Origin of the sequence: Brakhagea baltica (genome assembly GCF_052161605.1) — a bacterium.
In the GTDB taxonomy this organism is placed as follows: Bacteria; Planctomycetota; Planctomycetia; order Pirellulales; family Pirellulaceae; genus JBKCUI01.
In genome coordinates, this window is sequence record NZ_CP197409.1 from 5,434,994 (window position 1) to 5,452,365 (window position 17,372).

General features: G+C 52.3%; 16 protein-coding genes and 1 pseudogene. 9 read left to right on the forward strand and 8 right to left on the reverse strand.

The features are described 5' to 3' along the window. Nucleotides 1-4 precede the first annotated feature (4 nt). Both SH449x_RS21065 and SH449x_RS21070 read left to right on the forward strand, forming a co-directional pair. Entirely contained in the window at nt 5-1,360 is a 1,356-nt protein-coding gene (locus tag SH449x_RS21065; protein WP_482378051.1) for a Gfo/Idh/MocA family protein, read from the forward strand. 15 nt (nt 1,361-1,375) lie between these two features. Then, entirely contained in the window at nt 1,376-2,791 is a 1,416-nt protein-coding gene (locus tag SH449x_RS21070; protein ID WP_482378052.1) for a helix-turn-helix domain-containing protein, read from the forward strand. A 111-nt stretch (nt 2,792-2,902) separates the two neighbouring features. Here the strand turns inward: SH449x_RS21070 and SH449x_RS21075 are convergent, their stop codons facing one another. Together SH449x_RS21075 and SH449x_RS21080 are read right to left on the reverse strand one after the other, a co-directional pair. Further along, nucleotides 2,903-3,187 carry a hypothetical protein gene (locus tag SH449x_RS21075; RefSeq protein ID WP_482378053.1) on the reverse strand — a complete coding sequence of 95 codons (285 nt, stop codon included), beginning with the start codon at nt 3,185-3,187 and terminating at the stop codon, nt 2,903-2,905. Nucleotides 3,188-3,208: 21 nt separating this feature from the next. Then, a complete protein-coding gene (locus SH449x_RS21080; protein ID WP_482378054.1) occupies nt 3,209-4,072 on the reverse strand; it encodes a (5-formylfuran-3-yl)methyl phosphate synthase in 864 nt (287 codons plus the stop codon). A 112-nt stretch (nt 4,073-4,184) separates the two neighbouring features. Between SH449x_RS21080 and SH449x_RS21085 the strand changes: the two genes are divergently transcribed. Together SH449x_RS21085 and SH449x_RS21090 are read left to right on the forward strand one after the other, a co-directional pair. Further along, complete coding sequence (locus SH449x_RS21085) at nt 4,185-5,369, forward strand: ribonuclease D (RefSeq protein WP_482378055.1); 1,185 nt, start codon at nt 4,185-4,187, stop codon at nt 5,367-5,369. An 86-nt stretch (nt 5,370-5,455) separates the two neighbouring features. Beyond that, nucleotides 5,456-7,411 (forward strand): heavy metal translocating P-type ATPase, encoded by a 1,956-nt coding sequence (locus SH449x_RS21090; protein ID WP_482378056.1) that lies wholly within the window; start codon nt 5,456-5,458, stop codon nt 7,409-7,411. Between the two features lie 312 nt (nt 7,412-7,723). On the opposite strand, the gene lpdA is transcribed toward SH449x_RS21090, so the two are convergent. Beyond that, entirely contained in the window at nt 7,724-9,118 is a 1,395-nt protein-coding gene (lpdA, locus tag SH449x_RS21095; protein ID WP_482378057.1) for a dihydrolipoyl dehydrogenase, read from the reverse strand. A 133-nt stretch (nt 9,119-9,251) separates the two neighbouring features. On the opposite strand from lpdA, the gene SH449x_RS21100 reads away from it, so the two are divergent. Continuing rightward, complete coding sequence (locus tag SH449x_RS21100; RefSeq protein ID WP_482378058.1) at nt 9,252-9,983, forward strand: hypothetical protein; 732 nt, start codon at nt 9,252-9,254, stop codon at nt 9,981-9,983. Here the strand turns inward: SH449x_RS21100 and SH449x_RS21105 are convergent. Next, entirely contained in the window at nt 9,919-10,506 is a 588-nt protein-coding gene (locus tag SH449x_RS21105; protein ID WP_482378059.1) for a hypothetical protein, read from the reverse strand. The two genes, SH449x_RS21100 and SH449x_RS21105, sit on opposite strands and share 65 nt — an antisense overlap. Before the next feature lie 444 nt (nt 10,507-10,950). Here SH449x_RS21105 and rsfS point away from each other — a divergent pair, with 444 nt between their 5' ends. From rsfS to SH449x_RS21125, 4 genes are all read left to right on the forward strand, one after another. Then, nucleotides 10,951-11,376 (forward strand): ribosome silencing factor, encoded by a 426-nt coding sequence (gene rsfS / locus SH449x_RS21110; protein ID WP_482378060.1) that lies wholly within the window; start codon nt 10,951-10,953, stop codon nt 11,374-11,376. A 56-nt stretch (nt 11,377-11,432) separates the two neighbouring features. Further along, a complete protein-coding gene (locus SH449x_RS21115) occupies nt 11,433-11,642 on the forward strand; it encodes a hypothetical protein (protein ID WP_482378061.1) in 210 nt (69 codons plus the stop codon). 161 nt (nt 11,643-11,803) lie between these two features. Next, nucleotides 11,804-12,547 carry a glycine zipper domain-containing protein gene (locus tag SH449x_RS21120; RefSeq protein WP_482378062.1) on the forward strand — a complete coding sequence of 248 codons (744 nt, stop codon included), beginning with the start codon at nt 11,804-11,806 and terminating at the stop codon, nt 12,545-12,547. Further along, nucleotides 12,548-13,300, forward strand: coding sequence for a class I SAM-dependent methyltransferase (locus SH449x_RS21125; RefSeq protein ID WP_482378063.1), 753 nt, complete (start codon nt 12,548-12,550; stop codon nt 13,298-13,300). It abuts the gene before it with no gap. Between the two features lie 222 nt (nt 13,301-13,522). On the opposite strand, the gene SH449x_RS21130 is transcribed toward SH449x_RS21125, so the two are convergent. The 4 genes and pseudogenes from SH449x_RS21130 to SH449x_RS21145 all read right to left on the reverse strand — a co-directional run bounded on the left by SH449x_RS21130 (nt 13,523) and on the right by SH449x_RS21145 (nt 17,358). Beyond that, a complete protein-coding gene (locus tag SH449x_RS21130) occupies nt 13,523-14,518 on the reverse strand; it encodes a hypothetical protein (RefSeq protein WP_482378064.1) in 996 nt (331 codons plus the stop codon). A gap of 573 nt (nt 14,519-15,091) precedes the next feature. Next, nucleotides 15,092-15,322, reverse strand: a complete 231-nt coding sequence (locus tag SH449x_RS21135; protein ID WP_482381844.1) for a DUF1559 family PulG-like putative transporter — start codon at nt 15,320-15,322, stop codon at nt 15,092-15,094. Beyond that, nucleotides 15,296-15,643 (reverse strand): annotated as a pseudogene (locus SH449x_RS21140) (type II secretion system protein); the annotation flags it as partial. The pseudogene SH449x_RS21140 and the gene SH449x_RS21135, both read right to left, overlap by 27 nt. Beyond that, nucleotides 15,640-17,358 (reverse strand): hypothetical protein, encoded by a 1,719-nt coding sequence (locus SH449x_RS21145; RefSeq protein WP_482378065.1) that lies wholly within the window; start codon nt 17,356-17,358, stop codon nt 15,640-15,642. The pseudogene SH449x_RS21140 and the gene SH449x_RS21145, both read right to left, overlap by 4 nt. Nucleotides 17,359-17,372 lie beyond the last annotated feature (14 nt).

Sequence of the window (17,372 nt, forward strand, 5' to 3'; positions counted from 1 at the left end):
AGATATGGATCGAAGAAGTTTTTTATCCGCCTCCGCTCTGGCAGGCTCGATGGCGTTCACGCAGCATCGCGAGACCATCGCGTCACTGCTGGACCAGCCCACTAAACGGGTCGGTCTGATTGGAACCGGATGGTATGGCAAATGCGATTTGTTTCGATTGCTACAAGTTGCACCGGTCGAAGTCGTTTCGCTTTGCGATGTGGACAAGAACATGCTGTCGGATGCCGCCAAGATGGTGGCCGAGCGGCAGAGTTCCGGAAAGAAGCCCAGGGAGTACGGCGACTATCGCGAAATGCTAAAGGAAAAGGACCTGGACATCGTCTTGGTTGCGACTCCCGACCATTGGCACGCGTTGCCAACCATCGAAGCGTTAAAGTTAGGGATGGATGTTTGGGTACAGAAACCGATCAGCGTGGACATCATTGAGGGGCAAGCCATGTTGGCTGCCGCTCGCAAATACGGCCGAGTTGTTCAGGTTGGGACCCAAAGACGGAGCACGCCACATTTGATCGACGCCAAGAAGAGAGTCATCGACGAAGGGCTGCTAGGGAAGATCTCGCACGCGGAGGTTTATTGTTACTACCACATGAGAGCCCGCGAGAATCCACCAGATGTCGCTCCCCCTGACTATTTGGATTATGAGATGTGGACAGGCCCAGCTCCCATGAGGCCATATAACAAACTCTGCCACCCTCGCAGCTGGCGTGCATTCATGGAGTATGGAAATGGCATCATGGGCGACATGTGTATCCATATGCTGGATACTGTGCGATGGATGTTGGGATTGGGCTGGCCTAAGTGTGTTTCCTCGCACGGAGGGATCTTGGTGGATAAAGCGTCCAAGGCCAACATCACCGACACCCAAACCGCAACGTTCGAGTTCCCCGAGCTGAATGTCGTTTGGACTCATAGATCATGGGGGGATGCTCCCGATCCAGAGTATCCGTGGGGTGCGACTTTGTACGGTGATAAGGGGACACTGAAGTTGAGTGTGCAGAAATACGACTTCATCCCCAGATCGGGCGGCAAGAGAATTCATCAAGATGTCGTCATGGAGTTAGATCAATATCCTGAGGACAAAACCGAAAAGGACTTGGAACAACACGTTGCACCGGCGATTCGTGGTCATATGCTCGACTTCCTGACAGCTATCGAAAATCGGTCCAAGCCGATCGCTGATATTGAGCAAGGCCACATCTCGACTGCAGCATGCATCCTAGCCAACATGTCGATGGATCTCGGGCGAACGCTACATTGGGATCCGACGAATCACGTTGTGGTGGGAGACGAAGAGGCTACAAAGCTATTGCGGCGCCCCTATCGAGAGCCTTGGGTCCACCCAGAGCCCGATCTCGTTTAAGGAAAGCCGTTCTTCATGGCGAATGAGGAGAATTCCAAGCCAACATCGCGACGTCAGATTGCGCGTTTGATTGGTAGCTCACCGCTGCCGATCTATGTCTTGAGCGATGACGATGTCGTAGTGTTCGCTAACGAAGCAGCTGGGCAGTATTTTTCGATTCCGGCTGAGGAGTTGATTGGCCTGGAATGCAGCGTGGTTGCTGCACAACGAACCGAACTGGGATCGCAGTTGGGCTTGCCACTGGATTGGGATCGGAATCAAGTTCATTTGGTTGCGGATGCGACCAAGGGGGGCGTCCGATTGCTTCTGCCAATTGAAATTGCAGGAGCCAGCGGGCGGGCGACCATCATGGTCGTCATCGTACCCGAAGGGACCGCCGGTTCCATCCGCGAGCTTGATTGGTCTGGCTTGCAGATTCGACAGAGCATTCGCGAGGTTTATAGTCAACTAGAGAGCGATCAGCCTTGGCATATCGTCGGCTCATCGCCTGGAGTGAAGTTTGCTCGACGACAGATTCAAATCGCTACCAAAGCTAGTTTTCCTGTTCTCATCACGGGAAGCCCAGGAGCTTTTCGCGAATCACTAGCTACGTTTCTTCACCGAAGTCGACTAAGGCACAGGGGCTCCCGGTCTGCGATGCCCCCCGTCGTGATCGACTGCGGTTTGATGGACCACAGTTTGTTAACGGGAATGTTCGAGCTCATTTTGGAAAGACGCGGCTCGAATGGTATGGAGTTGGGAGTTGTACTCAAGGACCTGGATCGTTTGTCGGCGGAGCTAATTCCTACCTTGGTGACTTTTCTCGTCAACCATTCCGCGATGGAACTGTATGCCACGGCGGAACAAGTCCCCGACCTGAAGGGAGTCGCACCGACTTCGGAATTATGGAATCGCGTAGCAAGCTTTTTGGTCTCGATCCCTCGACTTTCAGAGCGAAAAGAGGATCTTAGAGAGCTCGTGCACGGATGGTTTGAGCAGAACCAGAAGCAGCGATCGAGCGAGTTAAGGGATGAGACGAAGGGCATCGCTCTGGAGTTCCAATCCGCTCCGGAATTCTACGACGCCTTGGAGGCCTATCCGTGGAGAGGGGACTTAGTAGAGTTTGAAAGTGCGGTAGCTCAAGCGTTCAAGGAGGCGGATGGAAAGGTGCTACTCGCGTCTCACTTGCCGATATCGATTCGTACATCGACATCGGAGTTAGAGGAGGCTCGTGTTTTCAGTCCCATCGATCTCGATCGTGTTTTGGAAGAGACGGAGAGGCATTTGACGCTCGGTGCACTCGAGCATGCCAAGGGGAATCGATCTGCTGCTGCGAAATTGCTGAACGTTTCGCGAGCTAGACTTATTCGGCGTCTTCAGCAGTGGGGACTCGATCGCGAGTCGCCTGAAACGCCGGATGAGGATCTGCCCAAGTTCGAGGAGATCACTTAGCGGAGACGAGTTGAAAATACACCTGGTTCAGGCGGAGCTTGCGTTTCCGGCGTGCTCCACACCCTTCGTTCCTCGGGATGTGCCACCCCAAGCGTCCCTAATGCGATACCATTACTGTTGAGCTTGATCTGGCTGGTTCGTATCGGGCTGTATTGACGCAGGTCGATTGTGCCAGACGTGTCGAAACCAAGTAGGAAGTCGAAACGTGTTTGGATTTTGGTGAACGGGGATAGTTGGCAAAACCGGATTTTGTACTTCTAGCCGCAACTGGCCGTAGCAGTGATTAAACTGCTCGATAAAAACATCCGTGGCGTCTGGGAGCGAGATCGCCCCCACAATTTTCCTGCCTTGGCGGATAACTCCCTTAATGCATTCTCGATCGCTTCCTGACGACATGTCCCACCACTTCCTTTAGGTTTAATTTGGATGTCTCGGCCCAACCGGATTAGATTGGAAGAGAGCCGTCAGGTCCTGTAAAGAGGACTGATCAATAGAATCGGTTCGATTGTTCTGTTTGCAAGCGGCACCGCGAACCCCGATCACATCCGCCCCAACCGACATCAGTGTACGGATTTCCGCCCGGCGAAGCGAGCCCGCCAACGCAACCCGGATCCCGTGTTCCGAGGCTTGAGCGATCATCGACTGCAAATGGTCCGGGGTATGGTAGTCAGTCAGACACTTGCCATTCTTTCGATACGTATCCATCAAAACACGGTCGCCGCCTGCTTCTAGGCAAAGGTTCAGAATACAAGTCCAGGATGGGGAGCACGCCTGGCTCGCATCGGCATAGTAGACAGGAATTAAGCGGCCGCGACCTCCCAGACATTCTGACAACTGAACGAATAATGCTCGACAATTGTCCCATACGGTCCGAGCTGGAGGACTAGGCGAGTCCACAGATTCGTGCTGATCCGGAGATGGGCGCCGTTCAGCGGGCGAGCCGTAGGTGCCCGAAAACGCCAGCTTGAAGAGGGTGTTTTCTGAGAAACTGTTCGCGTATTCAACCAATTCCGAACGCGAGGATTCGGTCGCTTCCCCCAGCGCAACGCTGAGTTTCTTGGGGGAGGGGGATTGAGATATCAGCCTTTCGACGCGGAGGGCTAAATCGTGCTGAGGCCGTCCGAGCGGTCCGTTTTGTGGGTCTTTGACGTCCACCCAATCCGCACTGGATCTCGCCACCAACTCCGATTCCATTAGATCTCTAACACTCACGAGCAACGACACGGTGCGATTTTTACCCGATTCGTTTGGTTGCAACCGGGGAGCAAGTGTTGTTGCCATGTCGAGTTCTTTGTACAACTAAGGATCGGTTTTTGAGTTAGGTTTAGCGGACCATACGACATATGTCCAGGTGCCGTAGTTCGGCCGAGAGGCATGTTAGAGTGGAGCAGGATTGAGCGTTCAGTTTAGTTATATCACAAACCAGGAATCTCTCCATTCACTTTGCGAACAAGTGGCGAAGCACAGACGTGTAGCCTTTGATACGGAGTTTGTGGCCGAGGATTCTTATCGCCCTGAACTGTGTTTACTTCAAGTAGCGACTTCCGAGGGGGTCGCGATTGTTGATCCTTACTTGATTGAAGATCTAACCCCTTTTTGGGCTACCTTGGTTGCTCCGAATCACCGGGTCGTTGTTCATGCGGGACGGGAAGAGCTACTCTTTTGTTTTCGCTCCGTCCAGAAATTGATTCCGAATCTATTTGACGTTCAGTTGGCGGCTGCTTTTCTGGGGCATGAGTACCCAGCGTCCTACGGAAACATTGTTCACCGTTATACAGGCAAGAGTCTTGATAAAGAAGAAACGCGATCCGACTGGCGAAAACGTCCCTTGTCCAATCAGCAGTTGCAATACGCCGCCCAGGACGTGAAGGATCTGCTCCGGCTAGAGGAGAAAATGACCTCGGAGCTTAAAGCGGCAGACCGGACCGCATGGTACGAAGAAGAGGTTCAATCCTGGCAAGAGGATTTAGCCAACTACGAGAACAGCGATAATTGGTACCGCATCAGTGGCATCCAGGCGTTGTCGGGATCCAGCCTAGCGATCGTCAAGGCGTTGTGGACATGGAGAGAGCAACGGGCTCGTGAGCGAGACCTACCAGCCAGAAAAATTTTACGCGATGACTTGATGATCGAATTAGCCCGACGAGGGAACGGCGACGCGAGGCGCATGGCATCGCTTCGCGGCATGGAGCATCGACATGTCAAGCAGATGATCCCAGATTTGGTCGAGGTGATCGATCAAGCACAGAACGATCCCATTCCGGCTTGGCCACGAAAATCGAAGCTCGGGCGTGGACAGCCACCTGCCATGCTGACTCAGTTTCTGGCTGCTGCATTAGCTTACATCTGCAGAACGAAAAAGATCTCGCCGGCAGTCGTCGCAACTTCGGATGACCTCCGCGACTTCGTCAAGTATCGGCTCGAGGGGCACGAAAAGGATTGGCCCCCACCTAGTTTGGCAACAGGCTGGCGTGCTGAGATCGTTGGGCGTGAGCTGGACGATCTGTTACAAGGTAAAATCGGAATGGTGCTAGATAACTTGCAGAGTGATCTCCCCATCCGATTTCATCGTATTTGACGTTAGGCCCTCGATTCTTTAAGCATGGGTTAGCACGATTGGCACCCATCGCAGTGTCATTAATGCAACCAAGAAAAGTAGGAAGCATGCAATCAAGCAACGACCAACGTGAACAAATGGGTCAATTGCGTCTGGGAGCTTGGGCAACTGCGGCTTGTTTCATTTTGGGTGTTGCCGGTTTCCTTCTTCATCAATGGAAATCGGGAGATGGGATTTCTCCTGCGATTGCCTGCTACGTGATGGCATACCTGGCTGGTGGTTATAGCACAGCGAAGTCTTCGCTGAGTTCATTGCGGCAAGGCAAGCTGAACGTCGATACGCTCATGTTGATCGCAGCTACAGGAGCTGCCCTACTCGGGCAATGGGGAGAGGGAGTCGTATTGCTCTTTCTGTTCTCGCTCAGTGGTACTTTGGAAACGTATGCGATGGTGCGTACCAATCGCGCCATCGAATCCATCATGAAGCTTCGACCGCGAGTTGCCACCAAGGTTACGACTGACGGCGGAGACGATTGCGTTGTTCCTATCGAGTCACTTCAAGTAGGAAATCAAGTTCGAATCAAGCCAGGAGAGTGTATTCCTGTTGATGGTGTTGTCGTGGATGGGGAAGCTTGGGCGGACGAGTCGTCTCTCACGGGCGAGAGCAACCCGGTTGAAAAATCTGTCGGTAGCCACGTCTTTGCTGGCGCCATGAATAGTCGCGGGACGTTGATCGTTCGGATGAGCAAATCGCCCGAAGACTTCACGATTCAAAAAACAATACAAATGGTGCACGATGCCCAATCCAGGTCCTCACCGTCGCAAAGGTTTGTCGAAGCATGGCAACAACCGTATGTGATATTAGTGCTTATCCTTGCCTCGCTTACATTTTTGGGATCCAGATATCTTCATACCAAAGACTGGGGAGATGCATTTTATCATGCCATGGTTGTTTTGGTCGCCGCTTCACCGTGTGCTGTCGTCTTGAGCGTTCCAGCGGTTATGCTTTCCGCCATAGCGGTGGCGGGCAGAAACGGCGTTCTGGTCAAGGGACCCATGTTTCTCGAGTTGCTGAGTCAGCTTGATACGATCGCATTTGACAAGACGGGAACCATAACAAGAGGCAAGCCGACCGTGACCGAAATCTGGACACCAGATGGGAGCGACCCGGAAAAAATACTTTTGCTCGCGGGTTTAGTCGAATCGCAGAGCGAGCACCCTTTGGCCATCCCCATTGTTGCAGAAATCAAGCGGCGCGGCATTTCCCTTCCATTGGAGAAGGTCAAAGAATTCCACAGCCATACGGGAAGAGGAGTTCATGGCACCGTCATGGGGTATTGGGTTGGGATCGGTAAGGAAGTTTTGTTTGATTCCCATGAGTACTCTATGCCGGATGACTTAAAGGCTCAAATCCAACGTATGCGTGAACGGGGACAAACCGCATTGCCGATTGTAACGTCGGATCGAGAGCTTTATGGAGCGATCAGTGTTATTGACCCACTAAGGAGTGAGACGGTCGAAGCTTTGAATCAACTCATCGGCTTGAACATAACAAAACTCGTTCTGTTGACCGGTGATGACCTGCTCGTCGCAAAGGCCGTCACGCAAGGGTTGCCCCTTCAACAAATTTCAGCCGGTCTAATGCCTGAGGACAAAGTACGGCAGATCGGTAAGCTTACGGAGGGAGGTCACGTCGTGGCAATGGTGGGTGACGGCGTTAACGATGCGCCCGCATTAGCAGCGGCACAAGTTGGGATTGCGATGGGAAGTCGCGGATCCGATGTGGCATTGGATGTCGCAGATGTTGTCCTCATGCACGATGACTTGAGAAAGCTTCCCTTTGCAATTCGACTGAGTCGTGTGGCCAGAGATCGAGTCAAATGGAATCTGAGATTCGCATTTGGGATGATCATGCTGCTTTTGATCGCGTCGTTTTATGATATGCCGTTATGGATGGGAGTGGTTGGCCACGAGGGCAGCACGCTGATCGTTGTATTCAATGGCATTCGTTTGTTGCTATGGTCGGATGGAACCTCGAAGCGATCGAAAGCATTGTCGAATTAGTCGATCGGTAAATGGGAATCTACCACTTATAAGAGCGTAACGGCGCAAGCCGTACGGTAACGGGCGACGCAAAGCGAGCCCGGGGAGACGCCTTCGACGACGATATCCGAAGGGCCGTGAGACCCAAAGGGCCGGGAGAGTGTGATTGCCGGATAAGTTGATGGGCGGCGATCGCGCTGGAGCCCTACCGGAGGGCTCGCGCCCGTTCCGCTACTATTGGCTTCGGTACGCGATGTGGCCCCAAACTAATCCGGTATTTTTTATCAGCCGCTCGCCGTCGTTCGTGTCGAGCCGCGAATACTTGCAAGCACTCTACGCCGAGTGGATGGCCCGATTGTCGACAGCCAAGGCGGCTTCGTGCATCGTCTCAGCCAAAGTCGGGTGTGCATGGCAGCTGCGAGCAATGTCTTCGCTGCTAGCCCCGAACTCGATCGAGACGGCAGCCTCGGCGATCAGATCTCCTGCTCGAGCACCGATGATGTGCACTCCCAGAACTCGGTCGGTCTTGGCATCGGCCAAAATCTTGACCCGCCCTTCGATATCGCCCAGCGTTCTAGCTCGACCGTTTGCACCGTAAGCCCCGACTCCCTTGCGGTACTCGATGCCCGCTTCCTTGAGCTGCTCCTCGGTCTTGCCGACGGTTGCTATCTCCGGATAGGTGTAGACAACGGCAGGGATGCAGTCATAGTTGAAGTGAGCATGGATACCTGCGATTTTTTCAATACAAATCACCGCTTCCTCCATCGCCTTGTGAGCCAACATAGCTCCGCCGATGATGTCACCAACTGCATAAATTCCCTTGGCAGAAGTTTGGTAGTTTTCATCAACGGTGATGAAACCTCGCTTGTCGGTGGCGATCGAGACACTCTCAAGTCCGATATCTTGTGAGTTCGGCACTCGACCCGCTGCCAGCAGAACGCGATCGCAGACAATTGGCTCGGCATCTTTGCATTTCACGACACACTTGCCATTCTCAACCTTGGCACTTTCCACCCACGAGTTGAGTCGGAACTCGATTCCTTGGCGAGTGAACATGCGCTGTGCCAATTGGCTTAGTTCGTTGTCCATACCAGGCAGAATGCGGTTCATGGCTTCGAGCACGATGACTTTGCTACCCAAACGGTTCCAGACACTGCCAAGCTCCAATCCAATATAGCCCCCGCCGATGACGACAAATGTCTCGGGCACGGAGGGATAGGATAGTGCTGCGGACGAATTGCCGATCAAATCGCCATCCTCTTCCACACCCTTCATGGAGGCTGGTCGCGATCCTGTTGCCAGAATAATGTGCTTGGCACGAATCATGATTGGCTCGGACTCGGTTTCCACCACAACAGTACCTGGAGCGGTGACTTTACCTTTGCCTCGGTAACCCGTTACCTTGTTCTTTTTGAACAGGAGATCGATACCTCCGGTGAGCGTTTGGACAACTTGGTCCTTGCGCTTCATCATGGCGGCCAAGTCCAAGCGGACATTGTCGACAGCGATCCCGTGAGTGCTGAGACCGTGTTTGGTGTCGTGGTAGATGTGACTCGATTCCAGGAGGGCTTTGCTCGGAATGCAGCCGACGCGAAGGCAGGTGCCGCCGAATTTCGAGTTTTCGTCGATGCAGGCCGCATTCATACCCAGCTGGGCAGCTCGGATTGCCGCGACATAGCCACCGGGGCCGCCACCGAGTACAACTACGTCGTGTTCCTGAATTTTCATGAGTCAGAGCCTTTTCTATCGTGTATTCGCAGGTTTCGTTCGCGTTTTGCCGACTTCAAAGCTTAGCTATTGAGCCCTAAATTCCAAGCACACTTTTTCCGAGTTGCTGTCACCAACCGTTACCTGTCGCCAGATGCCAATTACCGAACGAATCGATCGCACCGTCGAGTGGACCAAATGGCCCGCTGCGGGCTTGGCCGTCGCGACGTTGCCATGCACGTTGTACGCGATTGCGCTAGGGCTCTGGGATTCCTTGGCTTCCCCGGTCTATTTGGTGGCCTTCATGGCAGGATTGGGAGTGGTTTGGTTCGCTTATCGAACTGATTTGCGACGCTGGGATGTGGTGAAGACAGCATTTCGCTGGATGCATGATGCGAGCCAGTTCGTGATTGCGACGATTATGCTTCATCCAGTTGTCTCGATTAGGCGTAATCGGCCAGCTCCAAACGAATCTAGGGTCCGTTGGCTTGGCAAAGGAAATTGGATCATGCTGGTAACGCCGTACGTCATCCCTCTCAGCGCCGTATTGTTCTGGCTGCTGGGGCTCATCCTAATACCGACGCTGCGCAGCTTTTTGCTGGGCACGGGGCTCGGTGTTCACCTGCTCTACGTGCTTCACCAGTGGACACATGGTACACCGGAGCTCACTCGATTAGGGAAGCGATTTTGCTGGATGTTTCTGCCTGCGGCCAATCTAATGATTGCTGGCTTAGTCTTCGCCTTTGCCATTGAAGGCTTTGCCGGCACAAGCCGCTACCTTTATCACTTTGGCAACATGCCGCTCCGGACTTGGACGGCGATTACAGCTTCAGATAAGATTTCAACCAAGCCAGGGGCGAGGTCGACTGCTGAGGAGCTTCGCTGAGCTCGATTTCTCGAAGCAAACGTACAACTTGTCGACGTTCCGACAGAGACGGTTCGCTTTCGGTTGCCACAAAAGATTGGGAAAGTTCGAAATCGCTTTCGGCAGACTTGGCTATTTCGATAGCTCGATTGACCAAGTCCGTATTCATAAGGTTCACAATAGTCTCCTTGGAGCGAGGTGGTACATCCACTGCTACGCTCCGGTTCAATGAGGAATGAAAATCGGCGACCGGCTGGTGTATTTCCTCTTCGTTCAGAGGACAAGACAACTGTACTCGCTCGTACAGGTCGGTACGGTTTCGAGGGTCCAGCAATCGGTAGGTCGCCAAAGCTACCTGGGCTCGCTTTTGATCAAAGGAATCCCGGTCGGCCGACGAATGGTGCGGTTGTTCGCGGTCAGATCGCAAATGCTCCGTAGCGGCGGAGCGTATCACATCGATACGACATTCCCCCCGCTCGAGTCCGAGCGTTCGGTAGCTGTGATGAAGAGGTAAAGTATTTGGTTTCAGTTGTTTTGTTTTCATATTTGTCTAGCTGCATCCCTGTCCCTGGACCGGTAAGCATCCTGCCTACTTATCGGTGGAATTGTAGTCGCGTCAACAGCGGTCACCCCTTTTCTTTTGGCTGTAGGTTGGACGTCTTCGGGCGGAAAAAGTTCGCCGGAATTTCTACTGGCGTATCCGACGCCCAAGCTGGCCAGCGGAAGTCCGTCCCGAAGCCCGCGCGGACTTTTCCGGCACTCGGAAAAAGTCGGGAAAATTTTCCAATTCTTTTCGTGACTCGCCCGTCCAGTCGCCAAGCATTCGAATGGGATTTGGTGGAGACTTTTCCGGTCATACTGGTCGTAAAAGCCCGAACCTAGCGGGCTTTCACGTGACAATTCGAGTGATCTACCGTACTATTAATAGAACTGCGATATCAGCAGTTCGCTCTATCGCACTAATTATTGGTCTCTTGAAATGCTTGGAATGGTCGACGCAGGAACAGAAAATAAAGCTCAGCAATCCATCGAGGAAAGCATCCGCAACGCGAAAATCGCTGCTCGTGTCGCAGCCGAAAACAAGGGGCAGGACATTGTTTTGATGGATCTGTCTCGTCAAACCAGCATTTTCGATTGCTTTTTGATTGTCACCGGGACGAGCCGCAGGCAACTGCACGCGATTGCAGAGGAAATCCATCGCGCCCTCAAGGAGCACGGAGAATCCCGTCTCAGCCTGTCGGGTTACGACGAAAGTCGATGGATCGCCATCGATTACGGCGGGATCGTTATCCACCTGTTCGATGAGGAATGGCGCAAGTTTTATGACTTGGAAGGGCTTTGGGCAGACGGAATCCGTGTCGACTTGACCGATACACTTCGCGATACTAGTGCCATCGTCAGATCGCCCGAATAGCCCCCACTCATCCGTTGTTGCACTATCAGCCGTTGCACTTAAGGAACGTATTAAACATGGGAATCTCCGTACAGTACTTGTTATGGTTGTTTCCTGTTTTGGTGGCGACGTCCCTCGTTATGGCGGCTACTCGGCACGAACGAACCGATGAAATCATCAAGCAAGCGATCAAGACAGGGATTTGGACCGTTGGCTTTTTGCTAGCGATCGCTTCTGTGCTGTGGTTCGCGATGTTTCTGATTGATTTATGGTTTCTGATCGATTGATGCGCCCCGTTTGTTGGGTTTGGCAAAGCTCTCTATCTGCCTCGACTCTTCCGCGCGGACTTCGTATGCTTCCACTGGATTTCTGGTAGTCTGTTGGTCGATTTTAATATGCAGTGAAATTGGCTGCTGGCGCCGTCCTCACAACAGATAAAGGTATCGCTATGACCTCGCATCACTTCGGATTCGCTCGCCAACTTGGGTGGGTGGCTTTGGGGCTCGTTCTTACGAATACCTCATTTGCACAACAGTTCAGCCAGAACCGCTCTCACACCAATACCAAGCGAGGAGCGCTCCTCGGTGGGGTTGCGGGTGCCGCCGTCGGCGGAATCGTTGGGAATCAGAAAGACCGTGCTGGAAAAGGGGCACTAATCGGCGGTGCTGTCGGTGCCATTGCCGGTGCAGCCATAGGCAACGAACGTGACAAGCAAAACGCTCGACAGGCTCAAGCGTATCAATATTACACCCATCCTACGTACACCCATCCTGCGGCCGTCCATCCTACGTACCCCCATCACCCCGCCTACTCGAATCAACCCGTTTATGTTACGCCACAAACGTTTCCTAGCACGCCATCCGTTAATGGTGTGAGGCGGCCTGTTTCGGTTTCCGAAGTCATCAACATGTCTCGCAGTGGCGTTGGGGAATCTGTCATTATTTCCCACATCAGAACCAACGGTGTTCAAAGTCGCCCAACAACCAACGACATTGTCAACATGGCACAACAGGGAGTCACCAACCCAGTGATTGCTGCCATGCAAGGTGATTTTAGCCAGCAACCGGTTTATACCGAGCAGTTTGGCGGACCTTATGTTCCCCCGTCTCCGAGAGTTGTTCCGTCCGGAAGTCAATTCGTGCCATCGCGTCCGCTTTTAGAGCCACCTCCCTTAGAGCGAAGAGGTTTCTAATTGACCGGCTCGAGCCATAGACCGGGTCAGTTCTCATCACAAAGGGCGAACTGGCAGTTGCCTCAGGGCGTTTCGCGCGGGACTTGGGATTACGTTAACGATCGAGAGATTGCTTCGGAATACAATCGGTTCCACGCAAACCACCCTCTGTTGGAACTTGACCGTAAACTGATTCGTGAGCATCTAGCCCAAAGCGGTATGCTCGCTCCCGGTACTGATAGGCTGGCGATCGATTTCGGATGTGGAACCGGTCGCAACTTGATCCCGCTCGCCGAAGCGGGCTGGAACGTCATTGGCTTTGATTTAAGTCAGCAGATGCTGATCGAGTTTCGCAAGGTGGCTGAGGCATCTGGGGTGGCTGAGGCATCTAGTACGACCGGCCCTGGCTCGTCAGGGGCAACAACAGTCTCGGAGCGATGCGCATTGGTGCACGCCAACATGGTGGAGGCAGACTGTTTGCAGAGTCAATCTGCGGATGCCGTTCTTTGCATGTACAGTTCGTTCGGCATGATTCAAGGCCGCGAGCATCGTCGAAGATTCCTAACGCATGTTCGCAGGCTACTCAAGCCCAACGGTTTGTTCTTTGTTCATGTTCACAATCGTGGTTCGTGGTTGCGGGACCCTGGTGGGATTCGACAAACCGTTCATGGTTGGGTGAAATCGCGATGGGACAAGAACTGGGAGTTAGGTGACCGCATTTATCCTTATCGCGGCTTACCATCGATGTTCCTGCACATTTATTCGGAGCGATAGCTTGTAGCCGATTTGAAATCCGCACAGCTCAAAATTGTCAAGCTTTACAGGCTGGACCGTGAGTCGAAATCCATTGCGGATTTACGGTGGTTCCCTCATCTCCGAGCCGGCGGTTTTCTGGCAGTCTGTTCGTAGACCAGCGGTGGGTGCCTACGGTATCCCCTGCATTTTGAGTCCCTATTGCACGCAGAGTTTTCGTAATCAACATTCTAGTCACTAAAACTATTCATGCTTGTTTCGATCTATTGTGAGATGGATTGCATGCATCTTCACGTTATGTTCTCGACGGCCTTCCTCTCCCCCAATATAGCGAGTTGATGCTGGCCCTTGCCCACCTTGTGGTTTCGATTCAATCAAGGTGCCGATCGGAAGGGTTGTCTCAACAAGCTTGAAGTCAGATCGAACCTCGCTAGGATCTGCCGTAAATTCCAGAATTTCCCACTCTATGGTTCTTTGGGATTTATCATGACCTCTGAGCACTTGTCCTTTCGACACAAACCAGGTCCCATCAGACTCAGACCATTCTAAATTACTAACTACCGGGAGAGCGAAGCCGCCTGAGGCTTCACTTTTGACAATCAATCCGGTCTGAGCATCAATCTTCAAGGTTCGATCTTTGAAACCGACTGACTGCCCCGATTGGTTGGTATACATGACCGTCAAGCGATTGTCCGTGTGAGAAAGCTGTAGCTTCGATTCCGCTATGCGTTCGTTTAGGAAGTTAGAGAAGGTGATCTTCCCTGGGTTTGGTTCCATCGAGAAACTTGTCCAGGACCTTGGAAACATCTCTCGGGCGACCAGACCATTAAAACGCTCTGCCGGCTCAATTGTCACTCCCATTCTTATTGGTTCATACAGAACCAAGCTTCTTCCGTCGAAAATCGATATGTTGGCAAGGTCAGAGTCGAGTAATTGTGCCAAGCGATCACGATGAGCTTGATTGGCTGCGCTATCTATTTCGCGAGTCTTCATGAAGACCTTGTCTCCACGAGATTCGATCCAAACTTGATTCTCTGAATTTTGCATTTCGGGGTTACCGCTAAAGCTTATCCGAACAAACCCGTGCAGTTTGAAAGCTGAAATCGACTCAAGTCGTTGCTGCTGGGCGATTGCTAGTTTACAGATATTTTCTTCTGCGGAGTCTTGAGCAATCAGCCGCATGCGATCAGCGAAAACCACAATAACTACAAAAACAACAATATACATGCTTCGTGTCATAACGATGTCCCAAGGTGAGTGAAAGCTTTGAATGCGCATTTAAATCCCGGTTAGGCTTAATGGATCAGATTGAGAAACCCATGTCAAGAAAAACTCCATTGGGGGGGGCAGGGCGGTTTTAAGCGTGGGTGATAACCTGCGGGTTCGGGGCATCTGCTTGTTTCGCCACAATAAGCAACTGGTTGCACCGAACGGAATCCTGCAAACGCGTCCTGCGGATCGTTAGGTTTCCGCTTGGCTTGGCAGGTCCGGCTAGTCGAGCCGGAAGCGTAATGATCTCCTGGGTAAACCAGGAGCATTCTTGGAGTGCATGGGGAAGTCGTTATGTGTAGCGAGAAACGTAAGCTTCACCTGGGCAAGCCAGGTGCATTCCTCAGATGTCTTCCCAGAAGGCCTCAACGCAGGGCGCGACAAATCGTTTAACCGCGTGCCCATCGGGCCGCGCTGGAGCGTTCTAACCCGGATCTGAGTGCGTCGCTCAGATGGCTCTCCACTGGGAGTGCTACTATAGACTACCCCTGGAGGCCTCAGCGTTGGGCGATGCCCGTGCGGTTAAACGATACAGCCAAACGACTACCACTCCGAGATCACGTTCCCGTCTCTGCGGTTTCCTAAATTGCGATAAACTATCGCATCGATCGTATACGGTACCAGCTTCACCGAACCATCGCACAAGACAAAATTCACTCCCGAGCTATGCGCTGAGCCAAAGCTCCCAATCGACATCTCTCCTCGCCGATCCCGCTGGAGAGGAGAGCTGTTATAGGAACCGGTCCTGTACAGGGGCTCTTGTTCGGGGAACAGCAGAATGCTAAACGTCCATGAGCCTGGTTGACCGAGCGATCCAGAGGAGATGTCCGAGTAGCCTTGCCATTGATAACCCCAGCCCCCGCTGGGGTAGCGACGGTAGGCCGATTCATGGTTGGCAAATGCCAGTCCGATTTGTTTTAGATGATTTTGGCATTGGAGACGCCGAGCCGCTTCCCGGGCTGCTTGCACGGCTGGGAGCAGCAGACCTACCAGCACGCCGATGATCGCGATCACGACCAGCAGTTCCACCAAGGTGAAGCCGCGTCGTCTCGGGCCAAACAGCCTGACGATGCGAAGGGAATAAGTACTCGTCATGGCATCGGCTCGTTGGGAGAGGAGGACTCTTCGGGTGGAAGAGGATCAATCCGGTAGACGTGATACGCATAAGCAATTCGCTCGACCGGTTCGATCTGTTGGAGGTATTGCAAACCAGCCTGATCGGGAAGATTGTGAAGGTCAGTCACAGCAACAATCCACCATTGAGTTTCCTTGATCGATTTGCGAACTTCGTCTATCGAAGTACCGAGAGGAAATCCTGGAGGTGAGTCGGATTCAAGCCCGAAGAGTTTTTTATGTTTGCCATGATAACCAAGCTGGAAAAGGGCTGGTCTATGTTCTGGGTTCGTCTTAAGCCAGCGATCGACAAGTGCAAAATCTTGCCCCCAGTCGACATTTGAGAATCCTAGAACTTTCCATCCATTTTGTGGCCCTCCCACTGTCCAGTTAAAGTAGCTTAAGAAGTGTGGCCACACGCTAAGTGAACTAATCGCGGAAGAAAGACATAACACTATGCCAATCTTACTAATCCATGAACCAGCAATCCTTCGGCTAACCAAGACCGCCCCTAGAAAGTAGATCGTTGGGTAAATCCCTAGGACGTAGCGGTGATGGTGATTGAAACCGCCTTGAAGGCTCACGGACAGGAAAGAAATCCCCGCTGGAATCCCTATTACAAGAAACATGGACAGAACGTCTTTATCCTTTGACATAATCAGAACCAGCAACCCTAGTGTAGCTGCAATAAGCATGGGTACTGGAGTTTTTACGAGCGTCGTCACAACGTAGTAGTACCACCAACTACCCTTTCGCCATTCACCCAAAAGAAAAGACCAGTACTTAGTCTCGACTTCGTACTTCAGATAATCGATACCAAGCAGGAAATTCCGAGGGAAGGGAACTGGAACCGACTCCAAAACTGTACCCTCAAAACGATTGCCTGGATTGCTTGGCGATGCCTCTTGGCCTCCAAGTGATTTAGAGCAGAACGTGTAGCTTGCCACTCGCGAAAAACTACCTTCGAACAAGTAGCCAGCATTCAAAATAAAAATCGCAATGGAAACGAAAATGAATAGGTCGGAAACGCGATCTATAACCGATCTCGAGTTGAGTTTAGTCTTATTGGCGACGATAGCTAACGCCGCCGCGCCAGGCAACGACACAAATCCAGTGATCCATGTGAGCTTGCTAAGCAATGCTAGGCCCAGCGCAAATCCTGCAAACGAAGCATTCCACCGGGATGAAACCTGCGTGTATTGCCAAGTGGCGTAGCATGCTAATACACCTATCGAAACTGACCCAACATCAGGAATAATAGTCTGAGCGTGCGCCAGAATGTTCGGACAAAAACACCAAAATAAGCAAACGACATGCGCGGCAAGGAATCCTAGTACACGGTACGACCACGAGGTAAGTATCGATGCACCCAGGATACTAAAGACCAAGCAGCAAATCCTAGGCATGAAAAAGTCTTGCTGAAAAGTCAGGCCAGTTCTTTCCAGGTACCTAACACCAATGTTAAATTCAGGTCTGGCACCGACGTGATCTGAGTACAATAACCAGTCAAACGGTATTGATCTAGTGACGCTGGGAATGCCAGAAACGAAATGGACCAATGGGGGGCTAACACGATACAGGTCAAACTTGGAAAAGAGCCAAGGGGCGGTGCTTGCGGGCAGATGGCCAATTTCATCGACATTGGGAAAATGCACGAAGATACCATGCACTAGTATTGCCAAATGACAAACAATCATGGCAAAAACAAATT